Below are 21028 nucleotides of genomic sequence, written 5' to 3'. Positions count from 1 at the left end.
CCCGACCCCGGCCCCGGCCTCAGTCCGCGCCGCCCTCCGCGATCGCCTGGCCCACCTCCGCGACCCGCGCCGCCTCCTCCGCCGCGAAGCGCTCCTTGTCCAGCTCCTCCGCGACCTGCTCGTCCTGGCTCATCAGCAGGTCGAGGTTGGAGTCGCCGAGCTCGAACACCCCCATGTCGACGTACGCCCGCTGGAGCCGCTCGCCCCACAGCCCGATGTCCTTGACGCAGGGCACGATCCGGCTGAACAGCAGCTTCCTGAAGAGGTGCAGGAACTCCGACTGCTCCGTGTACTCCTCCGCCTCCTTGCGCGGGATGCCGAAGTCCTCCAGCACCTCGAGGCCCCTGATGCGGTCCCGCATGAGGTAGCAGCCCTCGATGACGAACTCCTCGCGCTCCCGGAGTTCCGCGTCCGTCAGCTGCTTGTAGTAGTCCCGCAGCGCCATCCGCCCGAAGGCGACGTGCCGGGCCTCGTCCTGCATCACGTACGCCAGGATCTGCTTGGGCAGCGGCTTGTCCGTGGTGTCGCGGATCATGCCGAACGCGGCCAGGGCCAGGCCTTCGATGAGCACCTGCATGCCGAGGTACGGCATGTCCCAGCGGGAGTCGCGGAGGGTGTCGCCGAGCAGGGCCTGGAGGTTGTCGTTGATCGGGTAGAGCATCCCGATCTTCTCGTGCAGGAAGCGTCCGTAGATCTCCGCGTGCCGGGCCTCGTCCATGGTCTGGGTCGCGGAGTAGAACTTGGCGTCGAGGTCGGGTGCGGACTCGACGATCCGCGCCGCGCAGACCATGGCTCCCTGCTCACCGTGCAGGAACTGGCTGAACTGCCAGGCGGTGTAGTTGCGCCGGAGCTCGCCCTTGTCCTTTTCGGTCATCTTCGACCAGTGGCGGGTGCCGTAGAGACTGAGGGACTCGTCCGGGGTGCCGAGCGGGTCGTACGGGTCGACCTCGAGGTCCCAGTCGATCCGCTTGGCGCCGTCCCACTGTTTGTCCTTGCCCTTCTGGTAGAGGGCGAGCAGTCGGTCCCGGCCGTCATCGTATTCCCAGGTGAAACGGGCTGAGCCCGACGCGGGTACGGCCCAGTTCATATCGTCAGGGGTGTGGGTGTAGAAGTCACGTGTCGGCACGAACAGCTCCTTCGCAGTCCGTTGACCGTCTGACGGTCTGTCTGACGTCTTCAGGCAGGCTCACACGTTGGTAGACAGCGGGTCAACAAGTGCCGCGCAAGGGATTGACGACTTTGCTGACACGCAGTCTCATAAGTGCCATGACAACGGTGACCCCACGCGATCTCACGCTCCTCCGCGACGCCCTCGGCCCGCTCAGGGACCGCGAACAGGTCGCCGAGCGCCTGCTCGAGTCCTCGGCCAGGCACTCCTTCGACCCGGACAAGGAGCTGGACTGGGACGCTCCGTTCGAGGACGGCAAGTGGTTCTGGCCCCCTGAGCTGGTGTCCCTGTACGGCACCCCGTTGTGGAAGCGGATGCCGGAGGAACAGCGGATGGAACTGGCCCGGCACGAGTCCGCGTCGCTCGCCTCGCTCGGCATCTGGTTCGAGATCATCCTGATGCAGCTGCTGGTGAGGCATATCTACGACAAGCCCGTGACCAGCAACCACGTGCGCTACGCGCTGACCGAGATCGCGGACGAGTGCCGTCACTCCATGATGTTCGCCAGGCTGATCCAGAAAGGCGGCACCCCGGCCTACCAGGTGCCCCGGGTCTACCACAACCTCGCCCGCGTCATGAAGACCATCTCGACCACCCCCGGCTCCTTCGCGGCAACACTGCTCGGCGAGGAGATCCTGGACTGGATGCAGCGACTCACCTTCCCCGACGAGCGGGTCCAGAGCCTGGTGCGCGGGGTGACCCGGATCCATGTCGTCGAGGAGTCCCGCCATGTCCGCTACGCCCGCGAGGAGCTGCGTCGCCAGATGGTGACCGCGCCGCGCTGGGAGCAGGAACTCACCCGGGTCAGCTGTGGTGAGGCGGCACGGATCTTCTCCATCTGCTTCGTCAATCCCCAGGTGTACGAGAACGTCGGCCTGGACCGGCGTGAGGCCGTGGCCCAGGTGAAGGCGAGCGGCCACCGCCGCGAGGTGATGCAGACGGGGGCCAAGCGGCTCACGGACTTCCTGGACGACATCGGCGTGCTGCGCGGCGCCGGGCGCAGGCTGTGGAAGAGCTCGGGACTGCTGGCCTGAGGACGCGGCCGCAGGGCGCGGGTCCTGGGGACGGGGCCGGAAGCTTGCCCCCACGCTCCAGGGGTGGCGGTTACGCTGCCCGTATGACCACTCCTCGTGCTCCGAGTGCTCCCGCGGGGAACCGCGCCTACCGGAGGCTGAGCGTGGAGGAGCGCCGCAGCCAGCTGCTGCGTGCCGCGCTCACCCTGTTCGCGCACCGGGCGCCCGAGGACGTGTCCCTCGACGACGTGGCGGAGGCGGCCGGGGTGTCCCGGCCGTTGGTGTACCGCTATTTCCCCGGCGGCAAGCAGCAGTTGTACGAGGCGGCGCTGCGCAGCTCGGCCGACGCGCTCGTGCTCTGCTTCGCCGAGCCACCCACCGGACCGCCCACCGAGCGGCTCGGCCGCGTAATGGACCGCTATCTCGACTTCGTCGTCCAGCACGATGCCGGATTCAGTGCCCTGCTGCGCGGCGGCAGTGTCGCCGCGACCTCCCGCGCGACGGCGATCGTGGACCAGGTGCGGCGCGCGGCGGCCGAGCAGATCCTGGTACACCTCGGGGTGTTGCCCGATCCCGGTCCGCGCGTGCGGATGATGGTCCGCACCTGGATCGCCGCGGTGGAGGCGGCGTCCCTGATCTGGCTGGACGAGGAACAGCGCCAGCCCGCCGACCAGCTGCGCGACTGGCTCGTCGACCACCTCCTCGCGTTGCTGGCGGCGACGGCGGCGTCCGACGAGGAGGCCGCGGGAGTGGTCCGGAAGCTCCTGGCCCTGGAGGACGCGTCGGGCAGGGCGGGGGCGCTCGGGCGGCGACTGCTGCCCCTCGTGGGCGACGCGGCCCACCTGCTGTGACGGACCAGGCGCAGCTGCTGTGACACTGGAGGGGTGAGAAGCGAGAACACCCCCTTCGCCGGCGGGCCGCTCGACGGCCGGGTGCTGCCCGTCCTCGTCGGCCCGACCGGCAACCCCCCGCTCTGGTACGAGGTGCCCGTGCCGGACGACGCGGGCGGGCCGCCCACCGTCCACGCGTACCGCAGGGTCCCGGCGGGGCACACCAAGCGGCTCGGACTGCCGCGCGGATGGCGCTACGAGTACGCGCCGGGGGGCCGTGAGCGCCGCCAGATCAACTGGCCCTGGTCCAAGCCGAAGCGCGCCGAATAATAGGATCACCGCGACCGCACTACCGGGGGGAACTCGCCGATGAAGCCGCTTCAGCAGGACGATCCGCGCCACATCGGTCCGTTCACCACATTCGCCCGGCTGCGCGAGAGCGCGGGCGCGGTGCAGTACCTCGGCCACCCGGCCCACGGCACCGACGACGGCGGCACGGACGCCCCCACCACGGTCATATCGCTCGCCCGGCCCGAGCTCGCCGCGCTGCCCGACTTCCGCCGGCACTTCGAGGACGAGATCCGCACGGCCGACCGGCTCGCGGGCGGCTGGGTGCCGCCGCGAGCGGGCGCGTCGGCGGACGCACCGCAGCCGTGGACCGCCTGGGCCTACGTGCCCGCCCTCAGCCTGGCCGAGGCCGTCGCCCTCGCGGGGCCACTTCCGGAGCGGGCGGTGCGGACCCTGGGCGCCGGGGTCGCCGAGACCCTCTCGCGGGCCCACGCGACGGGCACGGTGCTGCACGGACTCACTCCGGAAACGGTTCTGCTCGCTGCCGACGGCCCCCGGCTCACGGCCCTCGGCGCGCTCGGCGCAGCCGCCCACGCCGAGGCGGGCGAAGACGGCCGGCTCTCCGTGCGGCTCGCCCACCCCTCCCCGGAGCAGCTCGCGGGCGCGCAGCCCGGCCCCCCGGCCGACGTCTTCGCGCTGGGGTTGCTCATGGCGTACGCGGCGACGGCCCGGATCCCGGGGCTCGCGGGGGACGGTTCATGGAGCGGTGCGTTCGACAGCGCCGAACTGCTCCCGGTCCACGAGGCGTTGCGGGGGCTGGTGACCGACTGCCTGGCCCGGTCGGCGGCCGACCGGCCCACGGCGGGCGCGATCGCCGCCGCCCTGTCCCTGGCGGGCGCGTCGGCCCTGGCCAGGGAGGGCTGGCTGCCGGAACCGATCACTGCCGCGCTGGCCGCCCAGTCCGCCGCGGTGTCCGTGGCGCGGGAGCAGGGCGGGGTGCAGGGCCCTGCTCAGCATCCTCTGTCGGGCGGGCTGTTCGCACCGTCCGAACCGAAGGCCCTGCCTGCGCCGAGGACGCCCACGCTCCCCGTCGCGGGCCTCGAGGGTCCGGTGCCGTCGGGTATCGGCAGCACGAACACGCTCGCCCTCGGCCCGGTACGCGGGAGCGCCGACCAGGGCGCCGCCGCGCCCGCCGCACCGCTGCTCCCCGCCCAGGCCCTGTCCCCAGCCGAAACCACCGGCTATCCCCACCAGGCGGCACTCGTTCCCGCCCCCGTCCCCGGCCCTGGCGGCGAACCGTCCGCTGCTCCGTCCGCCCCCAAGTCCAGTGTCACGGCCTCCGTCCTGGCCGCCCAGGCAGGTGCCCGCCGACGGGTGGTCGTGGCCGCGGGCGCGGCGGGCGCGGCGGGCCTGCTGCTGGGCGGGGGCATCGGGTTCACGGTCGCGAGCGGCCGCTCGAAGTCCTCGCCCGCCCCGGCGCCGGAGCCCCGGTCCATCCCCGGTGTGCCGCCCACCCCGCTGTGGGCGTACGAGCACTCGGGCGAGGACTCCGTCGAGCCCGCCGTCTGGCGTGACCGGGTGCTGGTGCTCGCCGAGGCGCACCAGTGCACGGGCGTGGACCTGCGCGGCGGTCACCGCCTGTGGACGCAGTCGGGTGCCCGGGCCGCGTTCGAGCCCATCGTCGTGGGCGACAGTGTGTTCGTGATCGGCCCCACGCAGTTCTTCTGGCTCTCCCCGGAGGACGGCACCGTCAAGAACATTGTGAGCGCCCCGGCGCATGTCACCGCCCTGGCCGGGTTCGAGGGGCCGGTGGTGTGGTTCAGCGGGACGGTGGGTGCGGCCACGTATCTGTTCGCGTACGACATGGCCGCCCGGAAGGAACTCTGGCGTTCCCAGGTCCCGAACGGCCGTTCCCGCAGCGCCCTGCCCGAGTACCAGGCCGTCGCCATGATGTCCGACGGCATCCTCGTACGGCAGGACAGCGATTCGCTGACGACGCAGCAGCGCAAGGCGAGCAAGGGCCTGGCGCTGTTCGCGCTGCACGACCGGAAGACCGGGAAGCGCCTGTGGAGCAAGTACCTCGGAGGGGTGCGCGAGGAGGCCACCGTCGTCGGCGACGCGTCGGGCCGGGTCTACGCACCGGTCGGGGACGACCTCCAGGCCTTCGACGCCCACGGCGGCAAGCGCGTCTGGCAGGCCTTCGGCCCGGGCACTCCGGGCGACGGCAACCGTGGGGGCTTCGGCAAGGGCCTCATCCAGAACGGGACCCTCTACCTCGGAACCTCCGACCATGAGCTGTACGCCGTGGAGACGGCGACGGGCAAGGTCCGCTGGTCCCGTTCGACGGAGGCGGGTGGCGGCGGGCGACCGAGGCTGCTGCTCTCCGCCGGGGCGCGGACTGCGCTGGCTCTGGAGGCAAGCCAGGTGACGGCGTTCGCGACGGATGACGGACGCCGGCTGTGGAAGTTCCAGTCCTCCGGCGCGGCCGACGGGGATGAGAAGTCGGGCCGCTACCGCGGCATCGTCGCCGGAGGCACGGCCGTGGTCTGGCGGGACACGACCTTGTACGCGCTGCCCATCGGCCGCTAGGGCCTTTCGTTCGGATCAGGTCGGATCAGTGAGCGGGGTCTGGTGCCTGGGGTCTCCCCCGCCCCCTTGGGGCCGAGGGTCCTGGGCTCTCCCCCGCCCCCTTGAGGCCGAGGGTCCTGGGCTCTCCCCCGCCCCCTTGAGGCCGAGCCTGGGCTCTCCCCCGCCCCCTTGGGGCCGAGGGTCCTGGGCCTCCCCCGGCCCTTGAGGCCGAGCCTGGGGTCTCCCCCGGCCCTTGAGGCCGAGCCTGGGGTCTCCCCCGGCCCTTGAGGCCGAGGGTCCTGGGCCTCCCCCGGCCCTTGGGGCCGAGGGTCCTGGGCCTCCCCCGGCCCTTGGGGCCGAGCCTGGGGTCTCCCCCGGCCCTTGGGGCCGAGCCTGGGGTCTCCCCCGGCCCTTGGGGCCGAGGGGACGTATCGCAAGGCGGAGGAGGGAGTCATGGCGGAGCCATGCCGACCGACGACAACGCGGCGAGACGCGGCACCAGGGGCACGCGAGCCCGGCAAGATCCAAACGAAAGGCCCTAGATCCGCCCGGGCGGACAGGACCTGGACCGCGTTCTCGACAGAGCCCCGAGATCATCCATCCATAAGACAAGCGGACTTGAGGTGCTCGGGTGGTGGCCCCGCGTGGCGCGGCCAGCCTCACGCTCAACAGGACTCGGCCGCAGCATCATCCCTCCCGTGACCAACGGAAGGTAGAGGGATGCCAGACAGACTGCTGCGTACGCTCCGGACCACCGCGGTCGCATCCGCGAGCGCTGTCGTGTCCGCGACCGCGCTCGCGGCGGGGCCGGCCGCGGCCGTGCCGGACGGTCCGGCGGAGCCGCGTACCGTACGCGAACTGCTCCCCATGCTCCGGGAGCTCTACCGGCAGGCGGAGGAGGCGGGCGAGGCGTACAACGCGACCGCCGAACGCCTGAAGGTCCAACGCGCCGAGACCAGGCAGCTCCATGCCGCACTCCGCCAGGCCCGCGCCGCACTGGACCAGAGCCGCGACGAGGCGGGCCGCCTCGCCCGTCGCCAGTACCAGGGCGCCTCGGAACTCTCCGGGTATCTGCGGCTGCTGCTCGCCCGCAGTCCCCAGGAGGCCCTGGACGAAGGGCACTTGATGGAACGTGCGAACAGCGGCAACGCCGCCGCCATCGCCCGCCTGGAGAACAGCGAGCTGCGCGCGGACAACCTGGCCGCCCGCTCCCGCAAGGCACTCGCCGTCCAGCGGTCCCTCGCCGACCGTCAGCGCAGACAACGCGACACGGTCCAGGCCCGGTTGGAGACCGCGCAGGCCCTGCTCGCCAGGCTCTCCGCCGAAGAGCGCACCCAGTTGGAGCGCCTGGAGCGGACCGGCATGGACCAGGCCCAGCGCGCACTGCTCGCGTCCGGTGTCCTGGGCGCGGGCGCCCGGCTGCCGTCACGGCAGGGCGGCGCGGCGGTCGGCTACGCCATCCGCCAGATCGGCAAGCCGTACGTCTGGGGCGCCACGGGACCGCTCGCGTTCGACTGCTCCGGCCTCACCTCCCAGGCCTGGGCCGCCGCGGGCCACCCCATCCCCCGTACCAGCCAGGAACAGTGGGCCCGGCTGGAGAGGATCCCGCTGCACTCGCTGCGCCCGGGCGATCTGGTGATCTACTTCCCGAGGGCCACCCATGTGGCGATCTACCTGGGAAGCGGCCTGGTGATCCAGGCCCCCCGCCCCGGCACCAGGGTGAAGGTCTCTCCCCTCGCGTCCAACCCCGTCCTGGGCGCGGTCCGCCCTGACCCGGCGAGCGCCCCGCTGTTGTCATACACGCCGCCTATGCTCCCGAAGCATGCGGCAGCGGGCTCGGACACCGGGTACGCCTCCGCCACGGCACCCTAAGGAGCGAGCCCCCCATGCGCATCGTGATCAGTGAGTTCATGAGCCTCGACGGCGTCGTACAGGCCCCCGGCGGCCCCGACGAGGACACCGACGGCGGCTTCGCCCACGGCGGCTGGTCGCACCCGTTCTTCGATCCGGAGGTGGTCGGCGGCGCCTTCGACGCCGCCCTGACCAACGCCGACGCCCTGCTGTTCGGCCGCCGCACCTGGCAGACCATGGCGGCGGCCTGGCCGGAGCGCGCCGGCGACCCGTTCGCCGACCGGATGAACGCCGTCCCCAAGTACGTCGTGTCCAGCACTCTCAGCGAGGACCGTCTGACCTGGGTCAACACCCGCCGCATCCCCGGCGACGAAGCCCTCCCCCGCATCGCCGAACTCCGGGCCAAGGAGGGCCGCGACCTCCTGGTGATGGGCAGCCCCACGCTTGCGCGCACGCTGCTGGAGGAGGGCCTGGTCGACGAACTCCGGCTCATGATCATGCCGGTGCTGCTCGGCGGCGGAAAGACCATCTTCCCGGCCGGAGGCACCCGCCACACCCTCGAACTGGTCTCCTCGGTCACCAGCGGCACGGGTACCCAGGTGTGCACGTACCGCCCGGTCCCCGGGCAGTAGGCCGCTTGCCCGGGGGACCGGTCACACACGTCAGGACCGGGCCGCGCCCGCCACCTCACCCAGGTACGCCGCAGCCTTCTCCGGGTCGTAGAAGTAGTCCTCGAAGTCCGTCGGGTTGTTGAAGCCGTTGGCGAACCGGTCGGCCACCGGCTGGAGTTCACCCGCCGCGCCGATCAGGTTCAGGACGTGCTCCGGGGGGACGCCGAGCATCGCGTTGGTCCACTTGGTGACGTGCTGGGCGTTCTCCCAGTAGCGGTCGAACGTGGACCGCATCCACGCCTCGTCGAAGGGGCGGTCGCCGTGTTCGGTGATCGACGCGAGGTAGGAGGCGGCGCACTTGGAGGCCGAGTTGGCGCCCTGGCCGGTGATCGGATCGTTGGCGACCACGACATCGGCGACACCGAGGACGAGCCCGCCGCCGGGGAGGTGGCCGATCGGGTTGCGGACCGTCGGCGCATAGCGGCCGGCCAGGGTGCCGCCCGCGTCCGTGAGTTCGACCTTGGTGGCGCGGGCGTACTCCCACGGGGTGAACGTCTCCATCAGCTCCAGCGTGAGGGCCACGTGCTCGGCCGGATCCTTCACTCCCTGGAAGGCGTCGAGCGGGCCGCCGGGAATGCCCTCCCAGAAGAGGATGTCGGCGCGGCCGGAGGTGGTGAGGGTCGGAATCACGAAGAGCTCGCCGACGCCCGGGACCAGATTGCAGCGGACCGCGTCGAAGTCCGGGTGCTCCGGGCGCGGGGCGAGGCCGTGGACATAGGAGACCGCGAGGGCGCGCTGCGGCTCGGTGAACGGGGAGCGGGCGGCGTCCCGGGCGAACATGGAGACCAGCTCGCCCTTGCCCGCCGCGACGAGCACCAGGTCGTACGTACGCGAGAAGTAGTCCAGGTCCGAGACGGCCGCCCCGTGGATGACGAGCTGACCGCCGCGCTGGGCGAAGGTCTCCATCCAGCCGGCCATCTTCACCCGCTGGTCCACGGACTGTGCATAGCCGTCGAGCCTGCCCACCCAGTCGATGACCCGAGCGCTCTCGGGCCCGGCCACCGAGACACCGAGGCCCTCGATGTTCGGGGCCTGGGACTCCCAGAAGCCCAGCTGGAGGTCCCGCTCGTGCTGGAGAGCCGTGTCGAACATGCACTGGGTGGACATGACCCGGCCGGAACGAATCTCGTCAGCCGTGCGGTTGGACATCAGGGTGACGTCGTAGTTGTGCGCCTGGAGGCCGAGGGCGAGCTGCAGTCCGGACTGCCCGGCACCGACGATGAGGATCTTCCGCATGGCCGTCTCTTTCGTTGACAGGAAACTCATTCGGGCGTGACGTCGAGCGCGTGCCGCAGCAGTGCGAGCAGTGACTCGACCACCGTGATCCGCTTGCGCGCGTCCATGATGACCACCGGGATGTCCGCGGGGATGCTCAGGGCCTCCCGCACGTCCTCCGCCTCATAGGCCGGGGTCCCCTCGAAGTGGTTGACGGCCACGGCGTACGGCAGTCCGCAGCTCTCCACGTAGTCGAGCGCGGGGAAGCAGTCCTTGAGCCGGCGGGTGTCGGCCAGCACCACGACACCGATCGCACCACGCACCAGGTCGTCCCACATGAACCAGAACCGCTGCTGGCCGGGCGTGCCGAAGAGGTACAGCACCAGGTCGTCATCGAGCGTGATCCGGCCGAAGTCCATCGCGACGGTGGTGCTGAGCTTGTCGGGTGTCGCGGTGAGATCGTCGGTCTCCTCGCTGGCCCGGGTCATCAGCGCCTCGGTCCGCAGCGGAGTGATCTCGGAGACCGCCCCCACGAAGGTGGTCTTGCCGACTCCGAACCCGCCCGCCACCACGATCTTGGTGGCGATCGGGGCTCGGCTGCGGTCGTTCTGCCAGGGCTGTACGTTGTCGTCCTCCACGGGGGCGAGGAGGTCAGAGACGGCGGAGTCCACTCAGCACCCTTTCGAGCAGTGCGCGGTCGGGCTGACCGGTACCGTGCCCGGTCCCGTACACACGGATCTTCCCTTGATCCGCGAGGTCGCTGAGGAGCACCCGGACCACACCCAGCGGCATGGTCAGCATGGCCGCGATCTCGGCGACCGTGCGCATGCGGCGGCACAGTTCGACGATGGCCCGCATCTCCGGCATCACGCGGGAGGTGAGATTGCCGTTCGTCAGCTCCCTGCGCCCGGCGGCCCCGTGGGGAAGGGCTCGTTCGTCGGCGTCGAGCGCGGCGACGAACGTCTCGACCAGCAGCACGTGCCCGAAGCGGGTGCGGCCACCGGTGAGCGAGTACGGGCGCACCCGCGCGGGCCTCTTGCCCTCGCCGCGTACGGGGAGCCGCGGTGCGGGAATCCGGGGTGCGGGCTGAGCGGCGGGCGTCACCGGGCGCTCTCCATCGACTTGCGCAGCTCGCTGCGCACTTCGGGGGTGAGGACATGGCCGGCCCGGCCGACGAACAGCGCCATGTGGTAGGCGACGACGCTCATGTCGCAGTCCGGGGCCGCGTGCACGCCGAGCAGCGAACCGTCGCTGACGGACATCACGAAGAGGCTGCCCTCCTCCATCGCGACCATGCTCTGCTTCACCCCGCCGCCGTCCATCAACCGGGCCGCCCCGATGGTGAGGCTGCCGATTCCGGAGACGATGGTGGCGAGGTCCGCACTGGAGCCGCGCGGACCCAGGGGGCGAGGGGTGTCCGGGGCGGAGTTGTGCGCAGGGTCGGACGACAGCAGCAGCAGTCCGTCCGACGACACGACGGCGACGGATCGTACTCCCGGAACCTCCTCGACCAGGTTGCCCAACAGCCATTGCAGGTTGCGGGCCTCGCTGCTGAGCCCGAATGTGCCGGTCGCGGTCAACGTCGTGCCTCCTCCTCGATAGTCCCCCCCGACTCGTGGCTTTCCTCGCTCTGCTGCTTCTCGGTTACTGCTGCCGTCAGTTCCGCCTCCACATCACGGCGGCCCTCCTTGGCTCCCTGGTGGAAGCCGCCGAGTCGGCGCCGAAGCTGCTCCGCGTCGACGGAGCCGCCGGTCCTGCGGGGCGGGGCGGGCTGGGCGACGACTTTGGGTGTGCGCTTGGGCAGGCCCTTGTCCGTGACCGGTTCGTCGACCCCGTCCACCCCGTCCACCTCGTCGTCCGCACGCCCATGGGCGTCCGGCTCGGACGGTGGCGTGGGCATACGGAACTGGAGCGTGGTCTCGGTGGGCTCGGAGCCCTCGGGCTCTCCGGGCGTCGGCGCCGGCTCCGGCTCCGGCACTCCCGTACGGCGGCCCGGCAGCGTGTTGGAGTTGGCCTCCGCCACCGAACCCGGAAGGTTCAGCGCGGGCGCCGCGCCCGGCACGGGGGGCGACTGCGGTGCGGCGGTGGGCGGCACCGTCGGCAGCATGGCCTCCGGGAGGACCACGACGGCGGTGATACCGCCCTGCTTCTGCTCGCGCAGCTCCACACGTACGCCGTGACGGCGGGCCAACAGGGCAGCGACCCGCAGGCCGAGGCTCTCCCCCTCAGCGGCATCGGCGCGCGGGTCGGATGCGGCGAGCCGTGCGTTGAGCTCGGCAAGCCGCTCCTGGGTCATGCCGATGCCCTCGTCCTGGACGGACAGCATCACCTCGCCGCTCTCCAGCAGCCAGCCGGAGAGCTGGACCTGGGCGTCGGGCGGTGAGAAGGACGTGGCGTTCTCGAGCAGTTCGGCCACCAGGTGGCTGAGGTCGTCCGCGGCGAACCCGGCCACCTGGGTGTGCGGCGGCAGCGACTGGATGGTGACGCGCTCGTAGCGCTCGATCTCGCTCACGGCCGCGCGCATGACGTCCACCAGAGGCACCGGCCCCGGATGGCTGTGCCCGTGTTCCGCCCCCGCCAGCACGAGCAGGTTCTCGCTGTGGCGGCGCATGACGGTCGCCATGTGGTCCAGCTTGAAGAGGGTGGCGAGCCGCTCCGGGTCCTGCTCGCGCTGCTCCAGCTTCTCGATGACACCGAGCTGCCGCTCCACGAGCCCGAGGGTACGCAGCGAGAGGTTCACGAAGGTGTGGCTCACCAGTTCGCGCAGCCGCTCGAGCTCCGTGGTCAGCTCGGCCGTGCGGGCCTGGAGTTCGGAGCGCTGGGCGGACAGCTCTCCGCGCGCCGCCGTCAGGTCCTCCTGGGAGGAGTCCAGCCGCGCGGCCCGTTCCGCGAGGTCGGCCAGCTTTCCATGGAGCGTGTTGAGGCTGCGTACGACTTGGGCGAACTCGTCGTTGCGGCCGGTGAAGCGGACCGGTTCCTCGGTCTCGGGGACGGGCGCGGCGGCGATCCGGGCGGCGCCGATACGCAGTACCGCGAGCGGGCGGGTGAGCGTGCGGGCGACCGCCGCGCTGATGCCGACGGCGATCAGCAGACAGCCGCCGAGCAGCGCGATGCGCAGCTCCAGGGCGGTGACGTCGTCATCGCGGAGCTGCCCGAGCCGCCCGACCTGGGCGGAGGCGAGTGCGGACTCGACTCCACGCATCTGTTCAACGCGCGCGGACAGCGCCGACTCGACCTTGTCGCGGCCGGAGGTGCTCGCGGCGAGTTCGCGTTCGCTGTCGGAGAGTTCGGGCTGGTCGGTGAGGCGGGCGAGGTACTCTTCGGCGGCCCTGACCTCGGGGCCCGTGACGGCTGACGAGAACCGTCCGCCGTCCTCGGGGTTCGCGGCCTGGTCGAAGTCGGCGAGGGCGGCGAGCTCACGGACCCGGGCCTGCTGGGCGGCGGCGCTGAGCGCGCCCCGGGCGGCCTCCGCAGCCTTGTCGGCCTTGTCTCCGTTGCCGCCCTTTCCGTTCTCGTCGTCTTCCGTGTCTTCGACGGGCAACCCGGTGATCGGGTCGAAGGCCGGGCCCTCGTCCTCGGGCACGGGGATGGAGAGCGCGGCGGTCAGCAGCCCGCGGCTCGCGGCTGCCTGCTCGACGGCGAGGCCCAGTGCGGCGGGTGCGCGGACGGCGTCGGCGGCGCGCGGCGGGGTCTGCTCGGCGAGCTCGTCGGCGAGGGCGTGAAGGGCCTCGATGATGCCGGTGTACGCCTTGTGCGCCTCCAGGGCGGTGCCCTTGCCGCTGAGGGCGGTGCGCCGAATGGACGGCACGGTGCCGAGGTCGCGGCTCAGCTCGGCGTGACCGGAAGCCACGCTGCCCCGGATCTCGTCGATCTGGCGGTCGACGCGGGCACTGCGGCTGCCGGAGATCTCCCGGTGCTTCTTCTTGTCGCCCTTCTGGTTCTCCCGGCCCGCGGCGATGTACGCGGTGACCTCGTCGCGCTCGTCGGCCAGGGAGTGGGCGAGAGTGACGGCCTGCCCGTTCAGCTCGGCGAGGGTGACGAGCCGCTGCGACCCGGTCAGATCGGTGGAGGCGGCGAGGACGGCCGGGGTTCCGGCGGCGACCACCGTGAGGGAGACAACGGCCACACCCGCGACAAGCCTGCGGCGTACCCGTACAGGGCGGCCGCTGGTGACGATCCCAGGGGTCGCGCCGTCAGCCCGGACGGGTTGGACCTGAGAGGTCTCGGGGGTCCCGGAGGGCTCGACGGGGGTCGTGGGCGCGGTCGACTCCTGACCCGACTGACCCGACGACGCCGTGCTGGGCATGCTGCTCGTGCCCCGAGGCCGTTTCTCCTGCACCGGTGCTCGCAATCTCGACTCGTCCACCCATGAAGCAGAGGTGACGGCCGGTCATCTCACGACTCGCCCCCACCCCGGTACGGCTTACGACCATTCCAGCGCTTTTGGGAGCGGGACGCGCATCGCCCAGTCCGCCACCCGAACGAGTGAACATCACTCCGGAGTTGGTCAACAACTTGTCAGCAGGCGGGTCCGGCGGGCCCGCAACGCTCCGGGTGGACCTTGGGCGCAGGCTTTGGCAGGATGCGCGCCCGCACCTCGGGTGAAGTGATCATTCCGGCCAAAACCGCTGGTCGGAGTGGGTAGTACAGGCCGATTGCGGCTTCTGGCGGACTTCGTGAAGGTGTCGTGCCCACTGAGGCAGACTGCGGTTCATGCACCGCGCACTCGCCTCACTCGCCTCAGAGCCCGGTCACCCCGAACGCCCCAACGAGGACTGGGCTTCCCTCGCCGTCCCCGCCTCGGGCCTGGGAGGTTGCCTGGTCGTCCTGGACGGGGTGACGCCGCCACCGGGGGACGACGGCTGTGTGCACGGTGTGCCGTGGTTCACCGCACGACTCGGTGGCGCACTGATCGAACTGTCCGGTTCGCGACGGGATATCCCGTTGACCGAGATCCTCGCCCTGTCCATCCGGCGCACCGCGGACGCCCACCGGGACAGCTGTGACCTTTCTCACGTGCGTACCCCCCAGGCGACGGTGGCCGCCGCCCGCTGGGACGAGCGGTGGGTGGAGCACCTCGTGCTGTCCGACTCGACCCTGCTGCTGGAGTCACCGGACGGTGAGGTGTCGGCGGTGCGGGACGACCGTCTGGACCTGATTCCGCGCGAGACCCTCCGCTCGCTGAGCGCGACCGACGCTCTGCGCAATCAGGAGGGCGGCTTCTTCACGGCGGCGGCCGATCCGGAGGTGGCGGACCGTGCCGTGGCGGGCCGGACGCCGCGCTCCCGGGTGGGGGCGCTGGCGGCGCTCACCGACGGGGCATCGCGCTGGACGGATCTGTTCGAGAGCGGCGGCTGGCCTGAGTTGATGGGGCTGCTGCGCACAGAGGGCCCGCTGGGGCTGGTCGGGCGGGTGCGGGCCCTGGAGCAGGCCGACGCCGTACGCGAGGGAGCGCGGGCCGGGGCCCGGCGCTGGAAGGTCCACGACGACGCGACCGCGGTGTACGTACGCCTCTGAGCCGCGGCCGCCGCCGTACGTACACGGCGCGGAGTTCGGCCCCCGGCTCAGCCCTCGGCGCGGGCGTTGAGCTGGTGCAGCAGCCGGGCCAGTTCGGCGACCTCGCCGCGGTCCCAGTCGGCCAGCTTTCGTACATACGTCTGGCGCCGTGCGTTGCGCACGCTGCGGAAACGCGCGAGGCCCTCGTCCGTGAGCCGGACCAGCGAGGCACGGCCGTCGGCCGGATCGGGTTCGCGGGCGACGATGCCGAGCTGCTCCAGTGCGCGCAGCTGACGGCTCATGGTCGCCTTGCCGACCCCGAAGTAGACCGCGAGATCGGTGGCGCGCTGGCGGCCGGCCTCCTCCAGGCGTACGAGCAGCCCGTAGGCCGCGGGCTCCAGCTCGGGGTGGACCTCGCGGGCCATCTCACCGGAGTTCGCCCGGGCACGGCGCAGAAAGACGGCCAGCTCGCGTTCCAGGGCGAGGAACTCCTCGAAGTCGCGGTCCACGTCACGGCCTCCCGTGGGCTCCGCTCCACTCCCCGCACCGGTTACGGACACGTCAGCACTCCTCGCGCGCTCAACCGACGCCAGTCGACAAAGGTTTCTTCTCGCGGCGGTCATCGCCGCAGCTCGTCCAGTATTTCGCAGCCGTGAACCACCTGGGGCATCGGCACCCCCCAGGCATTCCAGGGCCCGACATCGGCACATGCCACCGTCAGTACCCCCGGCCACGCGGCGAAAGGGAGAGCCCCCGGCACGGCGGCGAGGCCGCGCCGGGGGCTCCTGTCACTGCGGGAGCGGGAGTGCGGTGACCGGGGTCAGCCGCACAGTCCCGCAGGCCGGGAACGGGTGACCAGGTTGGTCCAGCCGGTGGAACCGTCGAGCCACACCACCTGCTTGCCCGTGAGGGCCGCGGGCGACAGCTGCTCGCCCCGGTTGCAGGAGACCCGCTCCAGGCGGCTGCCGTCGGTGGTGAGCTGCCACAGCTTGGGCAGGGTCTCATTGCGGTACTGCGTGTCCGGCAGCTGGCTGCTGACGGTGACGGCCTCGTCGGACACCGTCAGATCGAAGGCGATCAGCGCCTTGGGCTTGGCCTCGGGGTTGATGTCGACGACGTTGCCGCCGTCGAGGTCCGCGCGGCGCACGCCCATCTGGCCCTGGTCTTCCATGATCTCGTCGGTCAGCCAGAAGACATGGGTGCCGTTGATGCCGGTCTGACCGAGCCCCTGGGGCTCCCCGAGCTGACCGGTCATCTTCTTGCCACCGGTCTTCAGGTCCATGACCTCGACCCCGAGCTTGAACTCGCTGCCGTCCAGGTACAGCTTGGCGTACGCCAGCTTGCCCTTGGCGATGGACGGAAGCGCGGTGCCGTCGAACCAGCCGCCGCCGTCCACGAAGGTGGGCCGGGTGTCGCCGGAGCGCAGGTAGGCCACATGCCGGTCACCGAAGAAGCCGTACGACTCGAAGACCACCACGCCGTTCTCCACGCGCAGGCCGGAGACGTCGTTGTACGAGGTGTACAGCTTCTTGATCGGACCGCCCGCGAGCGGCCGCGACAGGATGTCCAGGCTGGTGGTGCCGTACGCCACCCAGACGACGGTCTTGCCGTCGGTCGCCGGGTAGACGTGGTAGCGCCCGTCGTTGGGGCTGATCAGCTTGGGCGAGCCCTTGCCGTCGGCGCGGCCGGCCCAGACGGAGTACGGCTCGGAACCGTCGTCGTTGGACTGGGAGACGGCGTACCAGCCGCCGCCCGCCTGGACGCCGGTGCCGCTGATGTTGAGCTTGCCGAGGAGCTGGTCGGAGTCGACGCCGATGGCGTCCTCCCAGCCGGGCACGATGCCGTGGGCGCTGAACGACTTCTTGACGACGTTCAGCTGCTTCGTCGTGACCTTGAGGTCCTTGGCAGCCGCGAGCACCGCGTTGCGGCCCTCGGTGAAGCCGTCGAGCGGGGTCATGTACTCGGACAGCGCCTTGTAGGCGATCTTGTCGGCGAGTTCACCGCCCAGGTCCTGCCGGATGTCCCACAGCGCACCGGAGAAGATGGTGGAGTTGAGGTGGACGCCGCCGTTGTCGGTGCCGAAGGTCACGCCCAGGAAGTTCTTGGACGTGGTGGCGCCGTCGTTGAGGTTGCGGAAGGCGCAGTCACCCGCCGCCTTCGTACGGCACAGGTCCTCGCCGATCAGTCCGGCGTCGGGGTCGTCCATGGACTGCCCGGAGGCGGTGATGTCGATCGCGTTGCCGAAGTAGTCGGCGATGGCCTCGTTGAGGGCACCGGACTGGCCCGCGTAGACGAGGTTGGCGGTGTTCTCGACCACGCCGTGCGTCATCTCGTGGCCGACCACGTCGAGATCGGCCGACAGCGGCCTGAACTCCTCGTCACCGGAGCCGTACACCATCTTCTGGCCGTCCCAGAAGGCGTTGACGTACGAGCCGCCGAACATCGTCACACCGACGAGGGAGTTGACGCTGGTGCCGCGTCCGTCGAGTCCGTTACGGCCGTGGTGCTTCTTGTAGTAGTCGTACACCTGGCCCGCGGCCCAGTGCGCGTCGACCGCGCCGGCGTCCGTCGCCGCCGCGCCGAACTCGGCGGCCGGGGAGCCGAACACCTTGATACCGGCCGGCCAGGTCCCGGCGGCGTCGTTGACGTCGACGGCCGATGCGTCCCAGGTGCTGAGGGTGTTCTTGGTGCTGTCGGCCATCCGCGCGTAGTCGGTCATGACGTACTCGCCGCGGGCCGTGTCCTGGAAGAGCTCCAACGGCACCTTCGCGCCGTTCAGCCGGACGCCGCTGCCGGTGGTGCCGGGGTGGGCTGCGGGGTCGTCCGCTGCCTTGCCCGCCTTGCCGGCCGTGCGCTCCGTGGCTTCCGCCGTCGCCTTCGCGGGGGCGGTCAGCGTCCTGATACCGCTGTACTGGAGCACGGGGTAGCCGGACCCGGCGTCCACGTACACCTGCTGGAGCACCGGCTCACCGGTCGCCGGGTTCGTACCGCGCACGGTCACGTGGTAGGCGAGCACGCCCTCGCCGCGCGGGATGACGACAAGTCCGCCGACGGAGCCGCTGAGCGCCTGCGCCTTCTCGGACTTCTCGCCCTCCTTGCGGATCGCGTCGGCCTTGGTCAGCTTTCCGCCGAGCTGCCGTGCCGTGGCGCCGATGGCCCGCTTCAGAGCCACGTCCTTGGCCACGGTGGGCTCGGTTTCGGCCTTCAACCCGGTGAAGTACTTGCCGGAGGTGCCGGTGACGACCCGCTTGCCGTCCGCGCGCTCCATCCGTACGACGTACTGGCCACCGAGCACCGGTACCCCGTGGTGCTTCTGCTGGAGCCGTACGGTCTCGTCTGCGCCGTGCCGGACCGTCCCCAGGGGGGCGAGGTCGCGCTTGGGCTCGGCGATGCGGTAGCGGCTCTCCTTGGCGGCGAGGTGCCCGATGGCCGCGTCGGCGGGTGCGGCCTTGGCGTCCACGGCCTCCCGCAGGCCGTCGACGAGGGCGGGAGTCGCCGTGTCCTCGCCCGGGATGACATCGGCGTGCGGCGCCTGGGGCGCCGCCGCGGTCACGGCCTGGGCCGGCACCGCGGTGACGAGTAGTCCCGCGGCGGCCAGGAGCGCGGCGATACCCGCCCCCCTCGGTATCCCGGATCCGGGTCTCCCATGGTTGCTGCTGAACGTGCGCACAGTACGTACCCCTCCAGTGGCTTGGTCAGAGCCGGTTCAGGTGGTCATGGCCATGCAACATGTGGGACGCCAACGCGACAATGAGCCAAGTGCGTTCACAAGTGGGTATGCACACTTGTGTGTCCTGTGAATTCGCTGTGAGAATCCGGCGCATGATCGAGGCGGAATGGCGCACCCTCGGCCTGGAAGCGGCCGAGGAACGCGCATACGAGGCCCTGCTCACCGAACACGCCACTGAGACGGAGGAGTTGGCGCAGCGGCTGGAACTGCCACAGGACCAACTGCAAACGACGCTCGACCGGCTCGTGGAGCACGGTCTCGCACTGCCGCCGCACTCCGGCGGAGCGTTGCCCCGCCCGGCGGCCCCGGCCTCCGCGATCCGCACCCTCATCCACCGGCGGCAGGCGGAACTGCATCTGAGGTCCGCCGAGCTGGAACGGCTGAGGATGGCCGCCGACCAGCTCGCGGACGGGCTGCCGCCGGGCAGCGGCATCGAAGTGGTCACCGGGCGGCGGGAGATCGCGGAGCGAGCCGGTGTGCTGCTCGCCTCGGCGGAGCACGAGGTGGTCATCCTGGACCGGCTGTCGGGCCTGGACATCGAGGGACTGCTGGAGCGCGGGGTGACGGTGCGCACGGTGCTCGACCGGGACGGCCTTTGCGCACCGGAGCGTATGCGGGCACTGACGGCGCTGGTGGAACGGGGCCTCAAGGCCCGGGTGGCACCCGCCGTACCCACCGGGCTCATCGCCGTCGACCGGCGCACCACCCTCCTGCCGCCGAACGAGTCGGCCGGACCGACCGCTTCGGCGCTGGTGATCGATGATGCCCTGCTGCGCAACGCGCTGGTGCCGCTGTTCGAGACGGTGTGGGATCGCGCCACTCCGCTCGGCGGCGGCTCCGACGGGCCGCTGCCCGCACCGCAGCGGGAACTGCTGTCCCTGCTCGCCTCGGGCCTCAAGGACGAGGCGATCGCCCGCAGGCTGGGGGTCCATGTGCACACGGCCCGGCGTCGAATCAGCCGGCTGCTGGAGTCACTGGGGGCGGAAACCCGCTTCCAGGCAGGGGCCCAGGCGACGTTACGGGGCTGGCTCACCGCCGAGTGAGCAAAGATGGAGCGCATGCACGAGAACGCGGGGCGAATACGTTTGAGGCATATGCAGGGGCACCGGACGGTGCTGTGGGCGGCACTCACCATGCTGACGGCGGCCGCCGCGTGCGTGGCGCCGACCCACGCGGCCGTGTTGCGGCCTCCTTCGGCCACGCCCCGTACCCAGGCCCAGCCGCCCACACCCCAGTCATCGGCCACACCGTCGGCCGGGCTCCCGTCGGTGGGGGTGCTGATGGACGCCGACAAGCACTGGTGCACGGCAAGCGTCGTGGCCAGCCCGCACGGCAATGTGGTGGCCACCGCGGCACACTGCGTCTTCGCCCACGGGACGTACGCGAGCGACTTCTCGTTCGCACCCGGCTTCCGGGGACCGGACAAGGGCGAGACCCCGTACGGAACCTGGCGGGTCGCCGCGATCCAGGTGGACGACCGATGGCGCAAGGACGGGGACGAGAAGGCCGACTACGCGTTCCTGACTCTGGAGCCGGACGCCAGGGGACGTCAGGTGCAGGATGTGGTGGGTGCGGCCGCGCCCGACTGGTCGTCCGCGCCGCGCCGCCGTGTCACCGTGGTCGGATACCCGAACCAGGAACACAATCCGGACGGCCGCCCGATCAGCTGCACCACGGACAGCCGTCATGATCCGGACCAGACGTCCGGCATGGCCCGCATCGAGTGCCAGGGCTTCTGGGACGGCACAAGCGGCAGCCCCTGGCTGGCCGACTACACGGAACCGGCCAGTCCGGGGCGGCTGATCGGTGTGCTCAGTGGCGGCGACACGGACACCGAGTCGACCGCGGCCCTCTTCGATTCCCGCGCCCGTGCGTTGTACGAGAAGGCGGTCAGGGCACCGGTGAAACGGCCGGGGCACTGAACAGGTCGGACAGCAGTGCCCCCCGGGGCGACGGCCCGGGAGGCGGGGTGCTGCGGCGAGCCTCGTGCTCAGCGGGGACCGGAACCCTTGTCCTTGCAGGGGCGGTTCCCCTGGTCCGGGCGTCCGTGGCCGTGATCGGGGCGACCGTGGTCCTGCCAGCCGCTGTCCGGTGGCTTCGGCGTGGGCTTGGGGCTCGGGCCCCTGACGGTGCTGGTCGCGGTGGCGGTGCTCGTCGCGGTGGTCCCGCCACCGGTGATGGCTGCCACGGGCCCGGCC

At 71.3% G+C, this 21028-nt stretch carries 17 protein-coding genes and 1 pseudogene; 9 read left to right on the top strand and 9 right to left on the bottom strand.

Annotated elements, in window-relative coordinates; genetic code table 11:
• Positions 1–19 precede the first annotated feature (19 nt).
• The gene (locus ACFV6V_RS29170; protein ID WP_385570792.1) at positions 20–1126 is read right to left on the bottom strand and encodes a ferritin-like domain-containing protein; all 1107 of its coding nucleotides are present in this window, start codon (positions 1124–1126) and stop codon (positions 20–22) included.
• Between the two features lie 140 nt (positions 1127–1266).
• Between ACFV6V_RS29170 and ACFV6V_RS29165 the strand changes: the two genes are divergently transcribed.
• The 6 genes from ACFV6V_RS29165 to ACFV6V_RS29140 all read left to right on the top strand — a co-directional run bounded on the left by ACFV6V_RS29165 (position 1267) and on the right by ACFV6V_RS29140 (position 8350).
• Positions 1267–2202, top strand: coding sequence for a diiron oxygenase (locus tag ACFV6V_RS29165; protein WP_385570791.1), 936 nt, complete (start codon positions 1267–1269; stop codon positions 2200–2202).
• A gap of 83 nt (positions 2203–2285) precedes the next feature.
• Positions 2286–3032 (top strand): TetR/AcrR family transcriptional regulator, encoded by a 747-nt coding sequence (locus ACFV6V_RS29160; RefSeq protein WP_385570789.1) that lies wholly within the window; start codon positions 2286–2288, stop codon positions 3030–3032.
• A 33-nt stretch (positions 3033–3065) separates the two neighbouring features.
• The gene (locus ACFV6V_RS29155; protein ID WP_361279118.1) at positions 3066–3341 is read left to right on the top strand and encodes a hypothetical protein; all 276 of its coding nucleotides are present in this window, start codon (positions 3066–3068) and stop codon (positions 3339–3341) included.
• A gap of 39 nt (positions 3342–3380) precedes the next feature.
• Positions 3381–5888, top strand: coding sequence for a PQQ-binding-like beta-propeller repeat protein (locus ACFV6V_RS29150; RefSeq protein WP_385570788.1), 2508 nt, complete (start codon positions 3381–3383; stop codon positions 5886–5888).
• Positions 5889–6587: 699 nt separating this feature from the next.
• Positions 6588–7739, top strand: coding sequence for an NlpC/P60 family protein (locus ACFV6V_RS29145; RefSeq protein ID WP_385570786.1), 1152 nt, complete (start codon positions 6588–6590; stop codon positions 7737–7739).
• Between the two features lie 14 nt (positions 7740–7753).
• Positions 7754–8350, top strand: coding sequence for a dihydrofolate reductase family protein (locus ACFV6V_RS29140; protein ID WP_385570785.1), 597 nt, complete (start codon positions 7754–7756; stop codon positions 8348–8350).
• 30 nt (positions 8351–8380) lie between these two features.
• Here the strand turns inward: ACFV6V_RS29140 and ACFV6V_RS29135 are convergent, their stop codons facing one another.
• Genes ACFV6V_RS29135 through ACFV6V_RS29115 form a run of 5 tightly spaced genes read right to left on the bottom strand, consistent with a single transcriptional unit; the run spans position 8381 to position 13910 of the window.
• On the bottom strand, positions 8381–9625 hold the full coding sequence (locus ACFV6V_RS29135) for a styrene monooxygenase/indole monooxygenase family protein (RefSeq protein WP_385570783.1): 1245 nt from the start codon (positions 9623–9625) through the stop codon (positions 8381–8383).
• A 26-nt stretch (positions 9626–9651) separates the two neighbouring features.
• On the bottom strand, positions 9652–10275 hold the full coding sequence (locus ACFV6V_RS29130; RefSeq protein ID WP_385570782.1) for an ATP/GTP-binding protein: 624 nt from the start codon (positions 10273–10275) through the stop codon (positions 9652–9654).
• Positions 10256–10708, bottom strand: coding sequence for a DUF742 domain-containing protein (locus tag ACFV6V_RS29125; RefSeq protein ID WP_385570781.1), 453 nt, complete (start codon positions 10706–10708; stop codon positions 10256–10258). The genes ACFV6V_RS29130 and ACFV6V_RS29125 overlap by 20 nt, the downstream gene beginning before the upstream one ends.
• Positions 10705–11184, bottom strand: a complete 480-nt coding sequence (locus ACFV6V_RS29120; RefSeq protein WP_385570779.1) for a roadblock/LC7 domain-containing protein — start codon at positions 11182–11184, stop codon at positions 10705–10707. Before ACFV6V_RS29120 ends, ACFV6V_RS29125 begins: the two co-directional genes overlap by 4 nt.
• On the bottom strand, positions 11181–13910 hold the full coding sequence (locus ACFV6V_RS29115; RefSeq protein WP_385570777.1) for a nitrate- and nitrite sensing domain-containing protein: 2730 nt from the start codon (positions 13908–13910) through the stop codon (positions 11181–11183). The genes ACFV6V_RS29120 and ACFV6V_RS29115 overlap by 4 nt, the downstream gene beginning before the upstream one ends.
• Positions 13911–14317: 407 nt before the next feature.
• On the opposite strand from ACFV6V_RS29115, the gene ACFV6V_RS29110 reads away from it, so the two are divergent.
• Entirely contained in the window at positions 14318–15121 is an 804-nt protein-coding gene (locus ACFV6V_RS29110; protein WP_385570776.1) for a hypothetical protein, read from the top strand.
• Positions 15122–15168: 47 nt separating this feature from the next.
• Here the strand turns inward: ACFV6V_RS29110 and ACFV6V_RS29105 are convergent, their stop codons facing one another.
• A complete protein-coding gene (locus ACFV6V_RS29105; protein ID WP_385570774.1) occupies positions 15169–15723 on the bottom strand; it encodes a MarR family winged helix-turn-helix transcriptional regulator in 555 nt (184 codons plus the stop codon).
• A gap of 197 nt (positions 15724–15920) precedes the next feature.
• Positions 15921–18770 (bottom strand): M4 family metallopeptidase, encoded by a 2850-nt coding sequence (locus tag ACFV6V_RS29100; protein ID WP_385570773.1) that lies wholly within the window; start codon positions 18768–18770, stop codon positions 15921–15923.
• 152 nt (positions 18771–18922) lie between these two features.
• Here ACFV6V_RS29100 and ACFV6V_RS29095 point away from each other — a divergent pair, with 152 nt between their 5' ends.
• Both ACFV6V_RS29095 and ACFV6V_RS29090 read left to right on the top strand, forming a co-directional pair.
• Positions 18923–19873 carry a helix-turn-helix domain-containing protein gene (locus ACFV6V_RS29095; protein WP_385570772.1) on the top strand — a complete coding sequence of 317 codons (951 nt, stop codon included), beginning with the start codon at positions 18923–18925 and terminating at the stop codon, positions 19871–19873.
• Positions 19874–19924: 51 nt separating this feature from the next.
• Positions 19925–20752 carry a trypsin-like serine peptidase gene (locus ACFV6V_RS29090; protein WP_385570771.1) on the top strand — a complete coding sequence of 276 codons (828 nt, stop codon included), beginning with the start codon at positions 19925–19927 and terminating at the stop codon, positions 20750–20752.
• 68 nt (positions 20753–20820) lie between these two features.
• Here the strand turns inward: ACFV6V_RS29090 and ACFV6V_RS29085 are convergent.
• A pseudogene (locus ACFV6V_RS29085) lies at positions 20821–21028 on the bottom strand (hypothetical protein); the annotation flags it as partial.

Origin of the sequence: Streptomyces sp. NPDC059828 (assembly GCF_042731955.1) — a bacterium.
GTDB lineage: Bacteria > Actinomycetota > Actinomycetes > Streptomycetales > Streptomycetaceae > Streptomyces.
This window is presented reverse-complemented; position numbering and strand designations above follow the sequence as displayed.

What these genes read in the sequence shown, in the direction of transcription:
- ACFV6V_RS29110 (WP_385570776.1), top strand. Translation starts at nt 14,318, where the DNA reads ATGCACCGCGCACTCGCCTCACTCGCCTCAGAGCCCGGTCACCCCGAA.
- ACFV6V_RS29135 (WP_385570783.1), bottom strand. Translation starts at nt 9,625, where the DNA reads ATGCGGAAGATCCTCATCGTCGGTGCCGGGCAGTCCGGACTGCAGCTC.
- ACFV6V_RS29115 (WP_385570777.1), bottom strand. Translation starts at nt 13,910, where the DNA reads ATGCCCAGCACGGCGTCGTCGGGTCAGTCGGGTCAGGAGTCGACCGCG.
- ACFV6V_RS29150 (WP_385570788.1), top strand. Translation starts at nt 3,381, where the DNA reads ATGAAGCCGCTTCAGCAGGACGATCCGCGCCACATCGGTCCGTTCACC.
- ACFV6V_RS29090 (WP_385570771.1), top strand. Translation starts at nt 19,925, where the DNA reads ATGCAGGGGCACCGGACGGTGCTGTGGGCGGCACTCACCATGCTGACG.
- ACFV6V_RS29160 (WP_385570789.1), top strand. Translation starts at nt 2,286, where the DNA reads ATGACCACTCCTCGTGCTCCGAGTGCTCCCGCGGGGAACCGCGCCTAC.
- ACFV6V_RS29145 (WP_385570786.1), top strand. Translation starts at nt 6,588, where the DNA reads ATGCCAGACAGACTGCTGCGTACGCTCCGGACCACCGCGGTCGCATCC.
- ACFV6V_RS29140 (WP_385570785.1), top strand. Translation starts at nt 7,754, where the DNA reads ATGCGCATCGTGATCAGTGAGTTCATGAGCCTCGACGGCGTCGTACAG.
- ACFV6V_RS29105 (WP_385570774.1), bottom strand. Translation starts at nt 15,723, where the DNA reads ATGACCGCCGCGAGAAGAAACCTTTGTCGACTGGCGTCGGTTGAGCGC.
- ACFV6V_RS29165 (WP_385570791.1), top strand. Translation starts at nt 1,267, where the DNA reads ATGACAACGGTGACCCCACGCGATCTCACGCTCCTCCGCGACGCCCTC.
- ACFV6V_RS29095 (WP_385570772.1), top strand. Translation starts at nt 18,923, where the DNA reads ATGATCGAGGCGGAATGGCGCACCCTCGGCCTGGAAGCGGCCGAGGAA.